Genomic DNA, 21,703 nt, shown 5'->3' on the forward strand with positions numbered 1-21,703 from the left:
TGACCCAGCGGCGCCGCGTCGCTCACTAGCTTTGTGAATTCGGTTTGGTCTTGAGCTTGCCCAGCAGTTTGTCCAGGGACTTCTGATTCAGCGCCTTGGCCAGCGGGAAGTCCGATGGCATCAGCGAACCGGCCTGGGGGTCGAGGCAGTGTTCAACCAGCGCTTGCAGATGTTCCAGCAGGCGGGCAGGCAGACGACTGTCGGTGCCCGGGGTGACGCTGTGCCACTCGACACGCAACACGCCGTCCTCCAGCCAGGCCACCACTTCCCGGGCGTGGGTCACCCGGTTTGCCGGCGCTACGTCCGCTGGCGGGGTCAGGTTGCTGGCGCGCAACCAGCCTTCCGGCGTTTGCTCATGCCCCAGGTAGTTGAACAGCACATCGCCGTGGCTGGCCGGCAATTCGCCGCGCTGACGCAGCAGCCCGTAGCCAAGACCCTGGCCCGGCACGGCGCGCAAGGCTTGCTTGGCGTTGCGCACCTGCTCGCCCGCAGCACCGCTTGCGTTCACCCGCAGCGGGAACAAGGTGGTGAACCAGCCGACGGTGCGGCCGACGTCCAGCCCGTCGAACGGCGCGTCACGACCGTGGCGCTCCAGATCCACCACGATGTCATGGCGGGTTTCGACTTCCGCCAAGGTCGCGGCGAGGGCGGCGATCAGCAGTTCTTCCGGTTGCGTGCGGTAAGCCCCATGGGATTCGGTCAGCCATTGATGGGTGCGGGTGGCGTCCCAACGGGCCGACAGCGTCTGGCGTTCGGCAACCGTGGCCTTGGGGGGAAGGTTCGCGGTCGTCTGGGCGCTCCAGTAGCGGTGTTCGGCACCGACCTTGGCAGCATGGGCGTGCAGGTGCTCGGCCCATTGACGGTAAGAGGTGGTTTTCGCCGGCAACGCCGGGTTCTCACCACGTTCCAGCCCTTGATACAGCTGTTGGAAGTCCTCCAGCAATGGCGTCCAGGACACCGCATCGACTACCAGGTGATGGGCCACCAGGTACAGGCGTTGCGGTGTGCCTTCCAGCAGGGCCGCGGCAAACAGCGGGCCGTGTTGCAGGTCCAGGCTTTGGGCGACGCGCAGCAGTTGCTCCGGGTGCTCGCAGCAGGTCAGCCGGGCAGGCGACACGGGAGCGATCTGCGCCTGCCATTGCCCATCGACCTCGGCAAAACGCAGGCGCAAGGCATCGTGGTGGGCGACCAGTCGATCCAGCGTGGCTTGGACGATGACCGGATCGAGCCGACGCTCGCTGTCGGCCAACACCGATTGGTTCCAGTGCGCGCGCTGCGGTTGTTGCTGATCGAAGAACCACTGATGCAACGGCATCAGCGGCATCGCACCGGTCACGTCACCCTGTTCGGCCTGGGTCAGAAGTGCAGTGGTCACCTGGGCCAGGGCGGCCGGGGTCGGCGAACGGAACAGGTCCCTCGGGGTGAGCGAGTAGCCCTGTTCACGCAGGCGGGAGATCAGTTTCAGGCCGAGGATCGAATCACCGCCCAAGGCGAAGAAACTGTCCGAGGTGCCGACTTCGCGCCCCCCGGTCAAGGCGTCGCCAAGCAGTTCGCCGAACAACTGGCAGAGCAGGCGCTCCAGGTCATTGCGCGGTGCCGCGTAGTCTTTCTGGGTGTGCGGCAACGGCAGCGCCGCCAAGGCCTTGCGGTCGATCTTGCCGTTGGTGCTCAGGGGCAGGGCCGGAACTTCGACCCACACTGCCGGCACCATGTGCGCCGGCAATTGGGCGGCCAGCAAAGTGTCGAGACCCGATTGCGCGGTACTACTGCTGTAGAACGCCACCAAGCGGTTGTCGATAACCAGCGTGCAAGCACCGGTGATTGCCGGCAGATTCAGCAGGGCTGAGTCGATTTCCCCCAGTTCGATCCGTTGGCCGCGCAGCTTAACCTGATGGTCGAGGCGACCCAGGTACTCGATGTTGCCATCGGCGAGGAAGCGGCAACGGTCGCCGGTGCGGTACAGGCGATCACCGTCGATGAACGGGCTGGCGAGGAAGCGTTCTTCAGTCAAGTCCGCACGCTTGAGGTAGCCACGGGCGACACCGACACCGCCGATGTACAGCTCGCCGATGCTGCCAATGGGCAGCGGTTGCAGGCTTTCATCGAGGATGTACAGGCGCAGGTTGGCGATGGGTTTGCCAATCGGCACGATCAGGTCGTCCGCCGAGCACCGCCAGACCGAGACGTCGATGGCCGCTTCGGTCGGGCCATACAGGTTGACCAGGGCCGCCGGGTGTTGGCCCATGAAACGCCGTACCAGGTCCACCGGCAGCGCTTCGCCGCTGGCGAACACCTGGCGCAGGCTCTTGCAGTCGGCCAGGCTCGGTTCTTCGACAAAGGCACGCAGCATCGACGGGACGAAGTGCAGGGTGGTGACCCGTTCCTGCTGGATCAACTGGCTGAGGTAGGCCGGGTCGCGATGACCGTCCGGACGGGCCACCACCAGGGTGGCGCCGGTGATCAGCGGCCAGAAGAACTCCCACACCGACACGTCGAAACTGTACGGGGTTTTCTGCAAGACGCGGTCGTTCGGGCCAATCGGAAACGCGTCCTGCATCCAGTACAGACGGTTCATCAAGGCGCCGTGTTCGTTCATCACGCCTTTCGGTTGGCCGGTGGAACCGGAGGTGTAGAGCACGTAGGCCAAGTCACTGGCGCCGACGCTGATCGGTTCGAACGCAGGGGCCGAGGGCAGGGCGTCGAGGGTCCAGGCCTGATGCCCGGCCGGCAGACGCGCCAGCCACTGCGCCTGGGTCAGGGTGACCCGGGCGTCGGCGTCATCGATCAGGAAGGCCAGGCGCGCGGCAGGCAACTCCGGATCCAGCGGCAGCCACGCGGCGCCGGCATGCACGATGCCGAGCAAGGCCACGACCATTTCCACCGAGCGTTCCATACACACCGGGACGATGTGCTCGGCCCCGATACCGGCTGCGCGCAAGGCCCGGGCCACGGCTTGGGCCTGTTGGTCCAGCTCGGCGTAGGTCAGGCGCTGGCCTTCGAACACCAACGCCGGGGCGTTGGGACTCAGGGCGGCCTGTTGGCTCAGGGCGGTGTGCAGGTTGCTCGGCCCGCTGTAGTGACGGTCGGTGGCGTTCCAGCGGTCCAGTTGCTGCTGATCCTGTTGTTGCGGGAACAGTTCGACCAGCGTGCGTCCTGGTGTCGCCACCAATGCGTCGAGCAGCGCACACCATTGTGTGCTCCAGCGCTGCATCGTCGATTCGTCGAACAACGCCGATTGGTATTCCAGTGCCAGCGTCATGTCGCTGCCGTCGTCCTGGACTTCCCAGGTCTGTTCAAACTTGGCGTCGATCACCGGCAGCGTCTGTTCTTCGACGTTCAGCCCTGGCCATTGGCGGCTGTCCACGCGGCCATAGTTGAGGGAGAACAGCACCTGGAACAGCGGCGTACGGTTCAGGTCGCGATGCTGGGCGACGGCGCTGACCAAGGTGGCGAACGGCAGGTCGGCGTGGGCCTGGGCCGCGCGCAGGTCGGCCTCGAGGCTGGCGAGCAACTGTTCGGCCGGGGCCCGCTGGTCGACTTCGCTGCGGATCACCAGGGTGTTGACCAGGCAGGCCAGCAGCGTCTGGGTTTGCGGCTGGTCACGCTGGTCCGCCGGGGTGCCGAGGCGAATTTCCCGCTGGCCGCTGTACCGCGCCAACAACGCGCTCAGGGCCGTGGCCAGCACCACGTAGCTGGTCGTACCGCGCTGACGGGCGAACTGACGAATCGCTTCGGCCCGTTGCACGCCGAGGCTGACGCTCAGTTGCCGGGCACGGCGATCCGCTTCGGCGCCGCGTGGATGGTCGAGGGGCAGGTCGAGCTGATAATCGTCCTGGCCCAGATGGTTTTTCCAATAGTCCAGGCTGGTATTGCGCCGTGCCTGGGTGTCCGGGTGCTGTTGCCACAGGGCGAAATCGACGTAGTCGATCTCCAGTGGCGTCCAGGCGGGCGACTGCCCGTTCAGGCCAGCGGCGTAGGCCTGGGTCAACTCGTCGATGAGCAACTGCATGGCCCAACCGTCGGTGGCGCTGTGGTGCAGGCACACCAGCAACCGGTGTTCGTCGCTGCCCTGGCGTTGCAACAGGTGCGCACGCCAAGGCGCGACGGCCGCCAGGTCGAACGGCGCCATCAGCGCGTCCTGAGCGTGAGTGCAGGCCGATGCCCAGTCCTGATCGGCGACTGAAGTGACCACGAGCCCAGGCCCGTGGTCGTCGATCAGCAACTGCGGTTCGCCCTGGACCTCGACAATACGGCTGCGCAGTACCAGGTGGCGTTGGCTGAGCTGTTCGAATGCCTCACGCAAGGCGCGGACCTGAACCTCGCCACGCAAGGTCAGGGCGAACGGCATGTGGTATTCGCGGGACTCCGGCACCAGGCGGCTGAGCATCCAGAACCGGCGTTGAGCCAGACCCAGCGGCAACTGCGCCGGACGCGCTTGCGCGGTGATCATCTCGCCCGGCATCGCCGCTTGCAGATGAGCGGCCAGGGCCGCCACCGTCGGTTGGGCAAACACCAGCGTCAGCGGCAAGGAAACGCCCAGGCGTTCGCGGACCCGGCTGACCAGGCGGGTGGCCAGCAAGGAGTGGCCGCCGAGTTGGAAGAAGTGGTCTTCGATGCCGACGTTCGAGCATTCCAGCACTTCGCCGAACAATTCGCAGAGCACCGCTTCGGTGGCATTGCGTGGCGCCGTGTGCGCCTGGTCGCGCTGGCTTTCCGGCAGCGGCGTGGCGGCCAAGGCCTTGCGGTCCAGCTTGCCGTTGCTGTTGAGTGGCAGGTTGTCGAGTTGCACAAAGACGCTTGGCAGCATGTGCGAGGGCAAGCAGACGCGTAGCGCGTCACGAATGCTGGCTTCATCGGCGTCACCGCACCAGAAACTCACCAGGCGTTGGTCGAGCAGCAAGGTCGCGGCGTCGCGAACGCCGGCTTGCGCCAGCAGCTCAGCGTCGATTTCCCCCAGTTCGATCCGCTGGCCGCGCAGCTTCACCTGATGGTCGAGGCGACCCAGGTACTCGATGTTGCCATCGGCGAGGAAGCGGCAACGGTCGCCGGTGCGGTACAGGCGATCACCGTCGATGAACGGGCTGGCGATAAAGCGTTCTTCAGTCAGGTCCGCACGCTTGAGGTAGCCTCGGGCGACACCGACACCGCCGATGTACAGCTCGCCGATGCTGCCAATGGGCAGCGGCTGCTGGTTTTCATCGAGGATGTACAGGCGCAGGTTGGCGATCGGTTTGCCAATCGGCACGATCAGGTCGTCCGCCGAGCAACGCCAGACCGAGACGTCGATGGCCGCTTCAGTCGGGCCGTACAGATTGACCAGGGCCGCCGGGTGTTGGCCCATGAAACGCCGTACCAGGTCCACCGGCAGCGCTTCGCCGCTGGCGAACACTTGGCGCAGACTCTTGCAGTCGGCCAGGCTCGGCTCTTCGACAAAGGCACGCAGCATCGACGGGACGAAGTGCAGGGTGGTGACCCGTTCCTGCTGGATCAACTGGCTGAGGTAGGCCGGGTCGCGATGACCGTCCGGACGGGCCACCACCAGGGTGGCGCCGGTGATCAGCGGCCAGAAGAACTCCCACACCGACACGTCGAAGCTGTACGGGGTTTTCTGCAAGACGCGGTCGTTCGGGCCAATCGGAAACGCGTCCTGCATCCAGTACAGGCGGTTCATCAAGGCGCCGTGTTCGTTCATCACGCCTTTCGGTTGGCCGGTGGAACCGGAGGTGTAGAGCACGTAGGCCAAGTCACTGGCGCCGACGCTGATCGGTTCGAACGCAGGGGCAGAGGGCAGGGCGTCGAGGGTCCAGGCCTGATGCCCGGCCGGCAGATTCGACAACCACTGCGCCTGGGTCAAGGTGACTTGGGCGTCGGCGTCATCGATCAGGAAGGCCAGGCGCGCGGCGGGCAACTCCGGATCCAGCGGCAGCCACGCGGCGCCGGCATGCACGATGCCGAGCAAGGCCACGACCATTTCCACCGAGCGTTCCATGCACACCGGCACGATGTGCTCGGCACCGATACCGGCTGCGCGCAAGGCCCGGGCCACGGCTTGGGCCTGTTGGTCCAGCTCGGCGTAGGTCAGGCGCTGGCCTTCGAACACCAACGCCGGGGCGTAGGGACTCAGGGCGGCCTGTTGGCTCAGGGCAGTGTGCAGGTTGCTCGGCCCGCTGTAGTGACGGTCGGTGGCGTTCCACTCGACCAGTTGACGCTGACGCTCAGCCGCCGCCAACGGCGTCCACTCTTTGAGGCGGGTCTGTGGCGCCTCGAGCATGGTTTCCAGCAGTTGTTGCCATTGCGCCAGCCAACGCCGGGCCGTGGTTTCACTGAACAACGCAGCGCGGTACTCCAGCAGCACCGACAGCACTTCGCCGTCGTGCACTTCCCAGTTCAGGTCGTACTTGGTGGCCTGGGCGGTCACGGCCCGCTCGCTGACGTGCAACTGCGGCCAGTGCTGGTTCGATGAGTCGGCGTTCTGCATGGCGAACAGCACCTGGAACAACGGTGTCTGGCCAAGACTGCGGGAAGGCTTGAGATGCTCCACCACCTGGTCGAACGGCACGTCCTGATGCTGCTGGGCATCCAGCACGCGATTGCGCACCTGACTCAGCAAACCTTCGAAGTCCAGTGTCGGATCAAGATCGGCACGCATGACCACGGTGTTGACGAAGCAGCCGATCAGCGGTTGCAGCTCGGCGAATGGACGTTGGGCCACCGGGCTGCCGATGCGCACGTCGCGCTGGTTGGCGTAGCGGCCCAAGAGCAACTGCGCCGCACCGAGCATCAGCATGTACAGGGTGGCGCCACGTTGCTGGGCGAACTGGCGCAGGCGTGTCACCAGCTCCGGCGGCAATTGCAGTTGAACGGCGCCGGCAGCCGGGGCGAGTTGGTCTGGACGGCCTTGTTCGGTGGGCAGGTCCAGCAGGTAGTCGCCGTCCTCCAGTTGGTCGCGCCAGTATTCCAATTGACTGCTGAACGCTGTCTGTTGGCCGGGCTCACGCTGCCAGAGGGCGTAATCGGGGTATTGCAGGGCCAGGTTCGGCAGCGCTGGCGCAGTGCCCTGGCATTGGGCGGTGTAGAAGCGCCCCAGTTCGTCCAGCAGATTCTGGCTGGAGGCATCATCGGTGGCGCAGTGGTGCACGGTGAGCAACAGCAACGCCTGGGCGCGGCCGCTGCGTTGTATCAGCGTGGCACGCACGGGTACATCGACGGCGAGGTCGAAACGCCGTCCGGTTTCTTCGTGGATGGCGTCGTCGCTCAACTGTTGCCAGCTGGCGTCGGAGGCCGCCTCCAGTGTGATGGCTCGCAAGCTGATCTCGACCTGCGGTTCGACCACCAGCATCAGCTCGCCGTCGTGATCGCGCACGATGCGGCTGCGCAGGATTTCGTGGCGTTGGACCACGCTGTCCAGGGCTGCTTGCAGGGCCAGGGTATTGAGTTCACCGTCCAGTTGCACGGCGCTGACCACGTTGTACTCGCCACCGCCTGTGCTCAGTTGTTCAAGGAACCACAAGCGTTGCTGTTCGAACGACAACGGCAGCCGCGCGGGGCGCGGCGCAGGGCTGAACGTCGCCGCTGGCCCTTGCAGGGGAGCGCCGAGCAGCGCGGCCAAGGCTTCGAGGGTCGGGTGCTCGAACACCGCCCGCAGCGGCGGCACCGTGGTGAACTGTTGGCGCAGACGGGCAAACAACGTCGCCGCCAGCAGCGAGTGGCCGCCGAGGTAGAAGAAGTGACTGTCACGACCGATCTGCGTCGACGGCACTTTCAGCAACTCGGACCACAGGGTGGCGAGTTGTTGTTCGGCGGCGCTGCGTGGCGGATCCAGGGCATCCGGCGCGGCTTGAATGTCCGGGGCCGGCAAGGCCTTGCGGTTGAGTTTGCCGTTGTCGGTCAGCGGCAGCTCATCGAGCAGCACAAAGGCCGAAGGCACCATGTAGTCGGGCAGGGCGGCGCCAATGGTTTTGCGCCAGGCGTTGATATCGGCCTGCTGGTCGCAGGTGACGTAGGCCACCAGGCGCTTGTCGCCAGGCACGTCTTCGCGGGCCAGCACCACGGCCTGGCGCACGCCCGGTTGGGCGCCGATCAAGGTTTCGATTTCCCCCAGTTCGACGCGGAAGCCACGGATCTTCACTTGGTGATCCATGCGCCCCAGGTATTCGAGCTGGCCATCGGGCAACCAGCGCACCAGGTCGCCGGACTTGTACATCCGCGCCCCAGGGAGCGGCGAGAACGGGTCTTCGATGAACACCTTCGCGGTCTGCTCGGCACGGTTGAGGTAACCCAGGGTCACGCCGGCACCGCCGATGTGCAGTTCCCCCGGGACGCCCACCGGCATCGGGTTGAGGAAGGCGTCGAGCACGTAGGTACGCACGTTGGCAATCGGACGCCCGATGATTGGTCGCTGGGGATAGTCATCCACCGCGCAACCGGTGGCATCCACCGTGCATTCGGTCGGGCCGTAGGTGTTGAAGAAACGGCTGCCGGCAATTGACGGCAGGCGCTGCCACAGCTGTGCATCCACCGCGTCGCCACCGAACAGTACGAAGCGCGGCAGGTACACCTCGCCACGGCGCACGCCGTCGCTTTCCAGCAGGGTCTTGAGCTGTGCCGGGGTGCACTCGAAGGCGTCCAGGCGGGTGTCACGGAAAAATTGCGCCAGGGCCTCGGGGTCGTAGCGCACGTCTTCCGGGGTCAGGTACAGGCTGTGGCCGTCGAGCAGCAGAATCAGCTCAGCCACCGAACTGTCGAAGGCGAAGGAGTAGTTGAAACTGGTGCGCAGCGGCTGGTCGGTGTAGCGGCGGTACAAGCCATGGATACGCGCCCAGGCCAGGTTGACCACCGAACCGTTGGTCACCAGGGTGCCCTTGGGCTTACCGGTCGAGCCAGAGGTGTACATGATGTAGGCCAGGTCTTGCGGACCGGCGAGCGGGGCAGGGTTGCTGTCCGGTTGATCGGCGAACAGGGCCGCGTCGCTGTCCAGGCGCAGGCGTGGCAGGTCGGCACCCAGTTGTTCCAACAGGCCCTGTTGGCCGAGGAACAACGTCGGCTGGGCGTCTTCGAGCATGTAGGCCAGGCGATCCACTGGGTAGGTCGGGTCCAGCGGTACATAGGCGCCACCGGACTTGAGAATGCCCAACAAGCCAATCAGCAGCTCCAGCGAACGTTCGACACACAGCGCCACCGGACTGTTGGCGACCACACCACGGCCGCGCAGGTAATGCGCCACCTGGTTGGCCCGCCGGTTCAGCTCGCCGTAGCTCAGGCTGCGCCCTTCGAAACTCAGTGCGTCACGCTCCGGGGTGCGCTCGGCCTGTTGTTCGAACAGTTGGGCGAACGTCAGGTGTCGCGGCACCTCCATCTCGGTACGGTTCCACTCGACCACGGTGCGCTGCCATTCCGCGTCCATCAGCAGGGGCAAGGCGGCCACCGGACGTTGCGGTTCGGCGAGCATTTGCTCGAGCAGGTGCTCCAGGCGGGCCAGGGTCTGCCGGGCGCTGTCGACAACGAACAGGTCCAGGGCGAACATCAGCTCCAGCTGGATCGGTGCATTCGCCGGGCACAGCACGTGCAGGTCCAGGTCGCATTCGGAGTGGCGCAGCGGCGTGTCCAGTGCTTCGAATGCCAGCCCGGGGAAGCGCAACCGCGATTCCATGGCCAGTTGCTGGGCGACCATCACCTGGTACAGCGGGGCATGGCTGAGGCTGCGGGGCAGTTGCAGGCTGTCCACCAGTTGCTCGAACGGCAGGTCCTGGTGCAGCAGGCCAGTGCGCAGACGTTCGGCGACCTGTTTGACCAGGGCGGTGAAGTCCGCTTGCGGTGCGAAGTCCGCCCGGATCGCCAGGTTGTTCAACAAAATGCCCAACAGGCCTTCGGTGCCCGGTTGTTCACGGTGGGTCACGGGCGTGCCGACGAGCACCGTGGCATCGCCGCTCAAGCGGTGCATCAACACGGCGAAGCCGGCGAACAGGACGCTGAACGGTGTGGTACCGAGGCGGCTGGCAAAGGCTTGCACCCGGCCACTGAGGTCGGCGCTGAGTTCACGCTGCACGATCCCGGCCCGGTAGCTTTGCACCGAGGGTCGTGGATGATCGGTGGGCAGGGCCAGCAATGGGCTGGCTTCGCTGTCGCGACGGTCGAGGGTGGTGGTCCAGTAATCGAGTTGGCGCTTGAGTTCGGCGCCTTGTAGATGTTCGCGTTGCCAGAGCGCGAAGTCGGCGTATTGCACCGGCAGGGCTGGCAGTTCGGCGGGTGCGCCGTTGCAGCGGGCTTCATAGCCCAAGGCCAGTTCGCGCAGGGCAATGGTCGCCGACCAGGCGTCCGAGACCAGGTGGTGCAGGGCGATGCCCAACACATGCTCGCCCGGCCCCAGGCGCAGCAAACGCGCCCGCAGTAACGGTGGGCAGGTCAGGTCGAACGGCTGCTCGAAGGTGTCTTGCAGGGCGTTGAACTGCGCACCTTCGCGAGCGGTGGCGGTCAGGCCCGACAAGTCCTCGAAGGGCAGCGCGATGTCCAGGGACTCGGCGATGCGCTGGCATGGGACGCCGTCGGTGCTGTGGATGCCGGTGCGCAGGATTTCATGGCGCGCCAACAGGTCGTTCAGACTGGCGTGCAGCGCCTGGACATTGAGTTCGCCTTTCAGATCCAGGGCGAACGGGATGTTGAACAACGTGGTGCCCGGCGTCAGTTGCTCGATGAACCACAGCCGTTGTTGCGAGAACGACAGCGGCAGCAGCGCTGGGCGTGGCTGGGCTTTGAGCGCACTGATTGTAGCGGTTTGCGGTGCGGCGGCCTGGGCCTGGCGCGCGGCGATGGCTGTAGCCAGCAAGGCCACGGTCGGGTGCTCGAACAGTACCCGCAACGGCAGGTCGAGTTTGAACTGGGTGCGCAGGCGAGCAACGATCTGGGTGGCCAGCAACGAGTGCCCGCCGAGGGTGAAGAAGTTGTCTTCCACGCCGACCGTATCGCGGCCCAGGACCTCGGACCAGATGGACGCCACGGTAGTTTCCAATGCGTTGCGCGGCGCGATGCTTTCCTCCGCGTCGGCCTGCCAATCCAGTTCCCGGGCGGCCAGGGCCTTGCGGTCGACCTTGCCGTTGTTGTTCAGGGGCAGGCTGTCCAGGCAGACGAAGGCGGCCGGCACCATGTACGGCGGCAATTGGGACCGCAGGTGTTCGCTCAGGCCGTCGCTGCCGAGGGCTTCGTCATGGGCCGACCAGTAGGCCACCAGCCAGGCTTCGCCGACGGTGTTTTCCCGCAGCAGGACCGCGGCTTCGCGTACGTTGGAGTGCTGGGCCAGACGGTGTTCGATTTCGGTCAGCTCGATGCGGTGTCCACGCAGTTTCACCTGCTGGTCGCGGCGGCCGAGATATTCGATCACCCCGTCTGCGCGCCAGCGTCCCAAGTCACCGGTGCGGTACACGCGGCCTTCAAGCTGGGGATGGTCGATGAATGCGTCAGCGGTGCGCTGTGGGTCGTGCAGGTAGCCACGGCCGACGCCGACGCCACCGACACAGATTTCCCCGGCCACGCCAACGGGCACCGGGCGCAGGGAGTCGTCCAGGACATACAGGCGGTTGTTGGCGGTCGGCTGGCCGATGGGCATGTGGCTGACGTCGGCGGCCGGTGCTTCGAAGATCGGCTGGAAGGCCACGTCGTCGGCACACTCGGCCGGCCCGTAGGCGTTCATCAAGGCGATGTCGGGGAAGCGCGCAAACCAGTCCCGGGCCACGGTCGGCGGCAGGGCTTCACCGGTGGGCAGTACCCAGCGCAGCTCAGGCAATTGCAGGTCGCACGGGCACAGCGCGAGCAATGTGCGCATCAGGCTCGGGACAATTTCCAGCACGCTCAGGCGCTCACTGGCCAGCACTTGCAGCAGGCGCTGCGGGTCGTGGGCGACTTCGTCCGCAAGAATATGCACGGTGGCACCGAGCACCGGCGCGGCCAGGAACTGCCACACGGAAATGTCGAACGCCACCGAAGCGGTCTGGGGGATCCGGTCGGCGGCGTTGAGCCCCAGGGCCGGCACCTTGCCGAAGATATTATTGAGCATGCCCCGTTGTTCGATCATCACGCCCTTCGGCGTGCCGGTCGAACCCGAGGTGAACAGCACGTAGGCCAGGCTGCCCGGGCCACCGAGCACAGGCAATGGTGAATCGTCGCCGGACGTCCAGCAGGCTTCGGCGAACAGCGCCTCGGGCGCCCTGTCGGGGCCACTGAGCAATTGATCGAGCAGACCGCTGCAAGCTTCGCTAGCGACCAGCAACGGCGCGCCGGACAGCTTGAGGATTTCCCGAAGACGTTCGGGCGGATGATTGACTTCAAGGGGCAGCATCGCTGCGCCCGCCTTGAACACCGCAAGCATCATGGTCAACAGCGCCAGGCCACGGGGGGCCACCAGTGCTACCAGCTGGTCTTCACCGGCACCGGCCTCACGCAAAGCGTGGGCCAGGCGCGTGGAGCGCTGGTCCAGCTCGGCATAGGTCAGGGATTCACCGGCGCAGATCGCGGCGACCTGCTCACCGCGTTGGGCGACCTGGGCGGCGAACAATTCGGCGTAGCTTTGATCCAGGGGGAAATCGTGAGGGTTGACCGCCCACTCGCCCAATAACTGCTGGCGCTCCTCGGCGGCCAGCACCTCGAAGCTGCCCAGCCGCGCGTCGGGTGCGGCGAGCATGCTGCGCACCAGGCTGGCGATATGGCCTAGCAGGCGCTGCACGGTGGCGGCTTCAAAACGTTCACGGTCGTAGGACACGCGAATGCCCAGCTGTTCGCCAGGCAGAATGACCACGGTCAGGCCGTAGTGGGTGTGCACGCTGTGGTCCATGCCTTCAAGGCTGAACTGGAAACCACCTTCGAGGATCTGTTCATCGATGGGCGCGTTCTCGAACACCAGGATGCTGTCGAACAGGGTTTCGCCCCGAGGGAAATCGCTCCAGCCTTGAATATCGGTCAAGGGCGTGTGTTCAAAGTCGCGCATGTCGACGTTGAGCCCTTGCAGGGCGCCCAGCCAACTGCCGAGCGAGGCGTTCGGGTCCACCGAAACTCGCAGTGGCAGCGTGTTGATGAACAGCCCGATCATTTCCGCTACACCGGTCAGGTCTGCCGGACGACCGGCCACGGTGACGCCGAACACCACGTCCTGTTGCCCGCTGTAGCGCGACAGCAGCAACGACCAGACACCCTGGAAAAACGTGTTCGGGGTGATCCGGCGACTGCGGCAGAACGCCGCCAGCGCTTGGGTTTCCTGCTCGTTCAGGTGAATCAGTTGGTCGTCCACCAGCACCGCATCGGTGTAGCGGTCGCGGGTCACGCCGTTGTCCACGGTTAGCGGTGTGGGAGCGTTGAGACCTTGCAGTTGGCCGCGCCAGAATTGCTCGGCCTTGCTCGCATCCTGGCGTTGCAGCCACTGGATGTAATCGCGAAACGGCCGAGGGCTTTTCAGTTCCGGCGTGCGGTCGTTGCACAGCGCCTCGTAGACTTTGAGGAAGTCCACGGTCACCAGGGAAATGCACCAGGCGTCCATCAGGATGTGGTGGAAGCTGCGGATGAATTCGTAGGACTCATCGGCCAAGCGCACCAGCCGGAAGCGAATCAGCGGCGGCTTCGACAGGTTGAAGCCGACCTTCTGTTCGTCTTCCAACAGCGTGCGGATCCGCGCTTCCTGCTCATGGGGGGCGAGCCCGCGCAGGTCGAGGGTGTCCAGCGGTACCTTGACCTCGCGATGGATCACCTGCACCGGTTGCTTCTGGCTTTTCCATTGGAAACTGGCGCGCAGGGAAGGGTGCAGCGCCACCACCTGGCGCCACGACTCCAGGAACGCCACTTCATCAATGGCCCCGCCGATGCGGTAGCGATCCTGCATCAGGTAGACACCGGAGTCTTCGTGGAGCAGGGAGTGGAACAACATCCCTTGCTGCAACGGCGACAGCGGGTAAACGTCTTCGATCGGATTGCCGGTGGTTTTTTCGGTGGTCATTGAAAGCGTCCTGCGGAAAAAGGGGCGACGGTGAGGGCACGGCGGCGTGAGGAACCGGTCACAGGTCGGCCTCGTTCAGTTCGGCCATCAGCGCTTGCATTTCGTCATCGGACAGGCCCGAGGCACTGAACTCGGCACTGTCGGTGGCTGGCTCGACGGCGCTCGTATCCAGCGCTTGCGCGACCTCGGCCATGGCCGCGATGGTCTGGCGTTCGAAGACTTGCTTGGCCGACAGCGCGATGCCTTGCTCATGGGCCTGGGCCACCACTTGCAGGCTCAGGATCGAGTCGCCGCCGATGGCGAAGAAGTTGTCGGTGACGCTCACGCTCGCGAGTTTCAAGACCTTGGCGACGATGGCTTGCAGGGTCGTTTCCATGGCATTGCGCGGCGCCACGTGGGCGCTTTCGTCGAACTGATCCGGGTCGGGCAACTGGCGGGTATCGAGCTTGCCGTTGGGCGTGCGCGGAAAGGTCGCCAGGGTCAGCACCCGGGCCGGCACCATGTACGACGGCAGGCGCTCACCGAGGAAGCGCTTGATCGCCTCGGAGTCCGGTGCGTAACCGTGGGCGGCCAGGATATAGGCCAGCAGGCGCTTGCCAGCGGCGTGCTCCTGGACGATCACCGCGGCTTCGCGCACGTCGCTGTGGCTGCACAATTGACGTTCGATTTCGCCGAGCTCGATGCGGTAGCCGCGCACCTTGACCTGATGGTCCTTGCGACCGAGGAACGCCAGGCGCCCGTCCGCCAGCCAGCACGCCAGGTCGCCCGTGCGGTAGGCGCGGGTGCCATCGGCCAGGGTGACGAAGGCCTTGGCGGTTTCTTCGGGTTTGTTGCGATAGCCGCGGGCCAGGGTCGGCCCGGCGAGGACGATTTCCCCGGGTTCACCGATGCCACTGGTGGTGTCGAGTTCGTTCAGGATGCGCAGGTCCATGCCGGCGATGGGGCGTCCGATGCTGACGCTGCGGTTTGGCTCCAGCACTTCATAGGTGGCCCAGACCGTGGCTTCGGTGGGGCCGTATTCATTCACCAGCCGAGCCTGTGGCAGGGTCTTGCTGTGTTGGGCGATCAGCGACGGCGGGCAGGCTTCACCGGCGACAATCCAGCACTCGAGGTGGTCGGTGGCGCCGCTGCGCTGCAGTTGATCGAGCAGGGCCTGATACAGCGATGGCAGCGACAGGCCATGGCTGACCTGATGCTGGGCAATCAGCTGGACCAGGCGCGCCATCTCCAGTTCTTCGCCGGTGGCGGGCAATACCAGGCGGCCACCTTGGGCCAGCGTCCAGAAAATCCCGGCGACCGAGCTGTCGAAGGCAAAGGATGACAGCAGCAGGTAGGCGCGCACCGGGGTCTCATAGGCGGCCATGCGCACCTGGGTCGAAAAACTCAGGGCGCCGTGGCTGATTTCCACGGCTTTCGGCGCACCGGTGGAGCCGGAGGTGTAGATCAGGTACGCCAGGTCGGTCGCAGCCGGCAGGGGCAGGGCCGGCAGCTCGCTGGCGTCCTGTGCGGTCAGGTCTTGCAGCACGAAGCGTTGCAGGCTGGCCGGCACGCTGTCGGCCAGTTCAGCGCTGACGACGATGTGGGCGATGGCGCTGTCGGCGAGCATGTAGGCGCGGCGATCGGCTGGGTAGGTCGGGTCGATGGGCACGTAGGCGCCACCGGCTTTCAACACCGCGAGCATGGCGACAATGGCCGCGTTGCTGCGGGCGAACAGAATGCCGACGGGCACCCCTGGGCCGATGCCGGCCGCGACCAGTCGCTGGGCCAGGTGCGTGGCGCAGGCGTCGAGGCGGCTGTAGCTGAGGTCGCCGTCCTTGTCGCTGAGGGCGATGGCGTCCGGCTGTTGACGAACCTGACGGGCAATCAACTCCACCAGCGTCAGCGGTTCGATTGACGGTACGCTCGGCCCGGTGCCGATAATCTGCGATTGCAACGGCCCACTCAGGGGCAGATGGGCCCAGGCCCGTTGCGGTTCGGCCAAGGCGCCCTGCAGCAATTGCAGCCATTGCTCGGCGAGGCAGCTTGCGGCTTCGGCGCTGAGTACGTGGCGATCGTAAATCAGGTGCGCGTGCAGGCTGGCGGGTAACTGACGTACGTTCAGGCAGGCCTTCACCGGGTTCATCAGTGCCCCGGCATAGCGTTCCTGGGCATCGCCCGAGCGCCAGGCAAAGGCGTATCCGCCGGTGAGGTTGCCGGTGTAATAGTCCTGCCAGCCGACGGTTCGTTCGACGGTGGCGCCGACCTGTGAGCTTTGTTCCCGCAGGGTCGCCTGGGCATCCAGTTCGATGCTCACGGGCAGGCACTGTTCGAACAGGCCCAGGGCGTTTTCCAGTTCCGCGCCTCGGCTTTCGTGGATCAGGGTGAGCGGAACGTGTTGCTGGCCAGCCAGTCGTCCCAGTACCGCAGCCCACGCCGCCAACATCAGATCAGAGGTCAGGGCTGGATGGCCGGCGAGGTCGACCGGCAGTGCCAGGTCCTGCCGCGCCGGCGCAAACCCGCCTGCGCTGGCCGATTCAAGGGACAGTTGCAAGGTGGGCTGTTCGGTCTCGCTCGAGGGTTTCCAGAAGGCCACGCCCGGATGGTCTGGCTCGTCTTCGACCAGGCTCCAGCGCCATTCGGCATAGTCGGCGTACTGCAAGCTTTCGGACAGGTCCGCAGGGGTGTCCTGGAGCAATGCACCGGCCAGCCATTTCAGGCTGGCGAGGTCGAAGTGGCTGCTGGCGGCCGCCAGGTCCAATACCGCTTGCCCCTCGGACAAACGTACCAGGGTCACGAACAAGGCGGTGGTCCAGTCCCGGGGCTGGGCGGTCAGGCCCTTCAGCGCGGCATCCTGCTCGGCCGGACTTTGTTGTTGCAGGTCCAGCAGGTCCACCGCCCGCGAGCCGGCGTCGTCAATCACCTGCACCGGGTGGCGCAGGCCCGGCACGGGCATCAGGCGTGTGCGCAGGATTTCACTGCCGGCCACCAGTGCCTGGAGCCGGTTGTTCAGCGTTTCGACATCCAGCGGCTGGGACACCGACCATTGCAAATGACAACTGAACGGGTGTTCTGCCGCGCCGTTGATGTGGGAATACACCGATGCCTGTTGCGGCGAAATACGAAAACCTTGAAGTCCGCTCATGTTCAACTCGACTGAAAAAAGGGCTTGAACCTGGGGCGCCGCGCAGATGCCGGGGCTTGCTGAACCTGAGTCAGGCAAGCCTCCTGCGAGCGATGGGCGCTCCCGTTGAATGTCAGACGGCAACGTCGCTCGACAGCAGGGCTTCTGCCATGCCGGTCATGATTGCGCGCTTGCCGGTAAAGGGTTCGCGACCGTGTACCGCGAGCATGTTGTCGATGAACAACACATCCCCCTGTTGCCAACTGAAGCGCACCAGCGAGTCGAGGTAAGCCGCACGCAGGGATTCCAGTACGTGCGGCTCGATCGGCTCACCGTCGCCATAAAAGGTGTTGGTGGGCAGGTCGAGGTCGTTGAAGTTGCTTTGCAGCGAATCACGGATCGCGGGGGGCAGGGTGCTGATGTGGAAGAACGTCGCGTGGTTGAACCAGACCTCTTCGCCGGTGCGCGGGTGACGCACCACGGCCGGCCCGCGCTGGCGGGTGCGCAGGCGATTGTTCTCTTTCCATTCCACTTCGATGCCGACGCTGGCGCAGTAGGCTTCCACTTCGCCGCGGTCTTCGGACTGGAACACGGTCTGCCACGGCAGGCCGAAACCGTCGCCATAGTTGCGCACGTACAGCACGCCTTTTTCCCGGAACCGCGCTTCGATTTGTGGGCTGATCCCGGCCTTCACGGCGCGGGTCGAGCCAATCGGGGTTTCACCACCGGTCTCGGACGCCAGTTGGCAGTAGAAGAACAGCCGCAGCGGGAAGCGCGGCGAATAGGAGTGCTCGTTGTGGGGGAAAATCATCTGGTCGGCCGGGTAGTCGGTCGAGGTGTAGATGTTGCCGCCGACCCGGGTCCGCGGCGAGGCACGGAACATGTACTCCAGCGCCCCGGGGGAGAGGGCGGCAATTACCTGGTCGAACTGCTCGACGGACGCGACGTTGAATCCGCGAAACAGCAGGGCGCCGTACTCCAGCAGTTTCTTTTCCAGCGATTCGCGTTCCCGGGTGGCCCAGGCGACCAGATCGACGTCACTGACCGCCGGCTCGATGACCAGGGGCAGGGCATGCTCCGGGCTGAGCAAGCGCTCGGTAACCAGTTGCTGCTCCGAGACGTTCATGGCTTTGCGACGCACGGCGCCAAGGGCGCGTGGCGATGGGGGCACGATAGACATAACGGCATCCGACTCGGTTAAAGGGACAATGAGCGACGTTTGGCTTGCATCATCTGGCTACGCCCGGCCAGCGCGCGGGACTGTTGCCGCTCACGCCGGAAGGCCTGGTCCCAGCTATCGATGCGCTCGGCTATTGCCGGCAACGGCTCGTCCAGCAGGTTGCGTGTCTGCTCCAGCAGGCACGTCCACAAGTGTTGCAGGCGCAAGGCGCGGTCTTGATCGAAGTATTCGCCGCGGTACTTGACGGTCGCGTCGATGCCCTCGGTGCCGTGCACCAGGTCGAGCACCAGGTGGAAATCCCCCGGCGGCTGTGCCACGTCCAGCGAGGACAGGTGTGCGCCGGCGATGTCGGTGGGTGTTACCCGCGACGGTTGATAATTGAGTTTCACCTGGAACAGCGGCGAGTGACCGGGGCGGCGCTGCGGCGAGAGGGCCCAGACCACCAGGTCGAACGGCAAACCCTGATGGGCATAGGCCAGGCGCGCTTCATCACGAACGCGCTCAAGGAAACCGGCCAGTGTCGGTGTGCCGTGCAGGTCACAGCGCAGGGTCAACTGGTTGACGAAGAAGCCGATGACGTCATTGTGCTCCGCCAGCGGTCGGCCGCTGACGTCGGTGCCCAGCAGGAATTGTTGCTGGCCGCCGAGTTGCTTGAGCACCAGTTGGTAGCTGGCCAGCAACAGCATGAACAAGGTCATGCCTTGCTCGCGGGCCAGGGTTGCCAGCCGTTCACAGCTGGCCTGGGGCACGCTGAAGTCCAGGCGGTGTTCGCCCGGGGCCTGGCCGCTGCCACCCAATTCCAGCGTCTGCGGCATGCCGGTCAGGTGTTCACGCCAGAAGTCCTGCTCCGTGGCGATCCGCTGTTCGCTCCAATGCAGCGCTTCCCATTGGGCGAAGTCGAGGTATTGCACCGGCAGTCCGGCGTCCGCCGCGCCGGCCAGTTCCGCCAGCAGCACTTGCGCCGAGCGGCCGTCGAAGGCGATGTGGTGCAGGGTTAACAGCAGGTCATGCTGTTGGTCATTTCGGCTGAGCAACTGCGCTCGCAGCAGCGGGCCGGCTTGCAGATCGACGGGCGTGGCGTGTTCGCTGGCCAGGCTGTCGCGCAATGCCTGCTGTTGTTGGGCTTCACTCTGGCCATGCAGGTCGTGGTGGACCAGCGGTACCGCCGAGGCTGGCAACACCCGCTGTTGCGGACCATCGACCCCGTCGCGGTACACCGTGCGCAGCACGCTATGGCGCTCGACCAGATTGTTCAGGCGCAAGGCCAGCGCCTCGATGTCCAACGGACCTTGCAGGCGCAGGTTCAGCACCAGATTGTGCTGGGTATCGTGCGGGTTCAGTTGGCGCAGGAACCACAGGCGACGCTGGGCGAATGACTGACGTCCCTGGTGGGGGGCGACTCGCTCGATCGTGGTGCCGTCGCGGGGTGACGCCTCACCCAGGAAGTCTTGCAAGGCCAGCGCCCATTGGCCGAGGGTTTGCTCTGCGAACAGGCGCTGGGTGTCGAGGTTCCAGCCCAGGTCCCGGTGCAGGCGAGCGGCGAAGTCGGCCACGCCGATGGAGTCCAGGCCCAGGCCAATCAGGCTGAGTTCGAAGTTGGCGGAACAATACGGGTTGACCTCGCGCAGCGTTTGCTCGAGCCATTGACGGCAAGCGGCTTGCGCCTGTTGCGGCGTTTCGGCGACCTGGTGCTTGAGTTGAGACAGGTCAAGGGTCTCGCCGTGGGAGGCGAGCGGCCCAGCGCTTTGGGCGATGATGCTCAGCGTGCCGGCGGCCAACTGTTTGCGTGCGCCTTGGCGGGCGATCTTGCCGCTGGTGGTCATCGGGATGGTGCCGGCTTCCACCAGCACAATCTGATCGATGCTGCAGTCGGCGGCCTCCCGCACGGCGTTTTGCATCGAGGCGAACAGCGCGGGATGACGCGCCGGGTCGACGAATTTGCGCTGCGGCTCGGCGACGATCACCAGTTTCTCGCGGCCCAGTGCCGGGTCCATTTCCGAGAACGCGGCGATGCGCCCGGTGCGTATGCCTGGCTCGGAATCGGTAATGGCGAATTCGATGTCGTGGGGGTAGAGGTTGCGCCCATTGAGAATCAACAGGTCCTTGAGCCGCCCGCAGATCACCACTTGGCCTTCGTACATGAAGCCCAGGTCGCCGGAGCGCAGGTAGTGCTCGGGTGAGCCGACAATGCGCGCTTCAAAGGCTTCGCGGGTGGCTTCGGGGTTCTTCCAATAGGATTCGGCGTTGCTCGGCCCCTTGAGCCAGACCTCGCCGATGCGATCGGCGGCGCAGCGTTCGAAGGTTTGCGGATCGACGATGGCGATGCTGTGCATGGCTTGCGGGAAACCGCAGGCGACGAACTCCACTGCGGCGGCATCGGCGGCGGCCAAGGCGACACGGCCGGTCTCGAGCACGGCTTTGTCCAGGCGCAGCACCACCGGCAGTGTGTCGGCCGGCGTGGCGCTGACGCACAGCGTCGCTTCGGCCTGGCCATAACCGGGGCTGACGGCCAACGGGTTCAGGCCGCAAGCGGCAAAACGCTGGGCGAAGGCTTCGAGGGTGCCGGGGTGGATCGGTTCGGCGCCGTTGATCGCGTGTTTCCAGGCGCTCAGGTCAAGCTGCGCGATCAGGTTGTCGCTGACCACCCGGTTACACAGGGCGTAGGCGAAGTTGGGGGCAAAGCTGGCGGTGGCGCGGTAGCGACTCAGCGCCTGCAACCAGGTGGATGGCGCGTTGACGAAGGTCTGCGACGCCATCAAGTAGCAGGGCATGCCGCTGTAGAGCGGGGCCAGCATGCCACCGATCAAGCCCATGTCATGGTACAGCGGCAGCCAGTTGACCATGGCGCCGTGCTCATCGAAACCGTAGGCCTGACGCATCAGTTCGACGTTGGCGATCAGGTTGCGTTGACGCACCTCGACGCCTTTGGGCGAGCCGGTGGAACCGGAGGTGTATTGTAAAAATGCCACGGTCGAACCGTCGATGGCCGGGCGTTGCCACTGGCTGGCCGCAGGTGTGCCCAGGTGCTGGACGGTCAGCACGTCGACCCGGCCTTCCACCAGTTCCAGCAAACCTGCGCAATGCTCTGCCGGGGCGAGGATCAGCGCCGGCTCGGCATCCACCACCACATTGCGCACGCGGTCGAGGTGGCGCGGTTTACGCGAGGGCGGCGGGAACAGCGGCACCGCAATCAGGCCCGCATACAGGCAGGCGCAGAACGCCCGGGCGTAGTCGAGGCTGCTGGGCAGCATCAACAACACCCGTTCACCCGGCGCGTAGCGCGATTGCAGCGCGGCCGCCAGGGACTGGGATTGCTCGTGCAGTTGGGAAAAGGTCAGGGTTTCGCCGATCTCTACGCCGTCGGGCAGAAAGTGCAAGGCAGCACGCTGCGGGAAGTGCTGGGCGTTGGCTTCCAGCACGTCGATCCAATGATTGAATGAAAACATGTGCA

At 65.3% G+C, this 21,703-nt stretch carries 4 protein-coding genes; all 4 read right to left on the bottom strand.

Features of this window, described 5'->3' with window-relative positions; all coding sequences use genetic code 11:
• Positions 1–25 precede the first annotated feature (25 nt).
• The 4 genes from QNH97_RS11570 to QNH97_RS11585 all read right to left on the bottom strand — a co-directional run bounded on the left by QNH97_RS11570 (position 26) and on the right by QNH97_RS11585 (position 21,698).
• Positions 26–13,972: a non-ribosomal peptide synthase/polyketide synthase gene (locus tag QNH97_RS11570; protein ID WP_283556930.1), complete on the bottom strand. Its 13,947-nt coding sequence runs from the start codon at positions 13,970–13,972 to the stop codon at positions 26–28.
• 58 nt (positions 13,973–14,030) lie between these two features.
• Complete coding sequence (locus tag QNH97_RS11575; RefSeq protein WP_283556931.1) at positions 14,031–17,093, bottom strand: non-ribosomal peptide synthetase; 3,063 nt, start codon at positions 17,091–17,093, stop codon at positions 14,031–14,033.
• Positions 17,094–17,205: 112 nt separating this feature from the next.
• On the bottom strand, positions 17,206–18,252 hold the full coding sequence (locus tag QNH97_RS11580) for a TauD/TfdA family dioxygenase (protein WP_283556932.1): 1,047 nt from the start codon (positions 18,250–18,252) through the stop codon (positions 17,206–17,208).
• Between the two features lie 17 nt (positions 18,253–18,269).
• A complete protein-coding gene (locus tag QNH97_RS11585; RefSeq protein ID WP_283556933.1) occupies positions 18,270–21,698 on the bottom strand; it encodes a condensation domain-containing protein in 3,429 nt (1,142 codons plus the stop codon).
• Positions 21,699–21,703 lie beyond the last annotated feature (5 nt).

The organism is Pseudomonas sp. G2-4, from assembly GCF_030064125.1.
Taxonomy (GTDB): Bacteria; Pseudomonadota; Gammaproteobacteria; order Pseudomonadales; family Pseudomonadaceae; genus Aquipseudomonas.

Excerpts from the sequence above, each read along its gene's own strand:
- QNH97_RS11570 (WP_283556930.1), bottom strand. The coding sequence starts at position 13,972 with ATGACCACCGAAAAAACCACCGGCAATCCGATCGAAGACGTTTACCCG.
- QNH97_RS11575 (WP_283556931.1), bottom strand. The coding sequence starts at position 17,093 with ATGAGCGGACTTCAAGGTTTTCGTATTTCGCCGCAACAGGCATCGGTG.
- QNH97_RS11580 (WP_283556932.1), bottom strand. The coding sequence starts at position 18,252 with ATGTCTATCGTGCCCCCATCGCCACGCGCCCTTGGCGCCGTGCGTCGC.
- QNH97_RS11585 (WP_283556933.1), bottom strand. The coding sequence starts at position 21,698 with ATGTTTTCATTCAATCATTGGATCGACGTGCTGGAAGCCAACGCCCAG.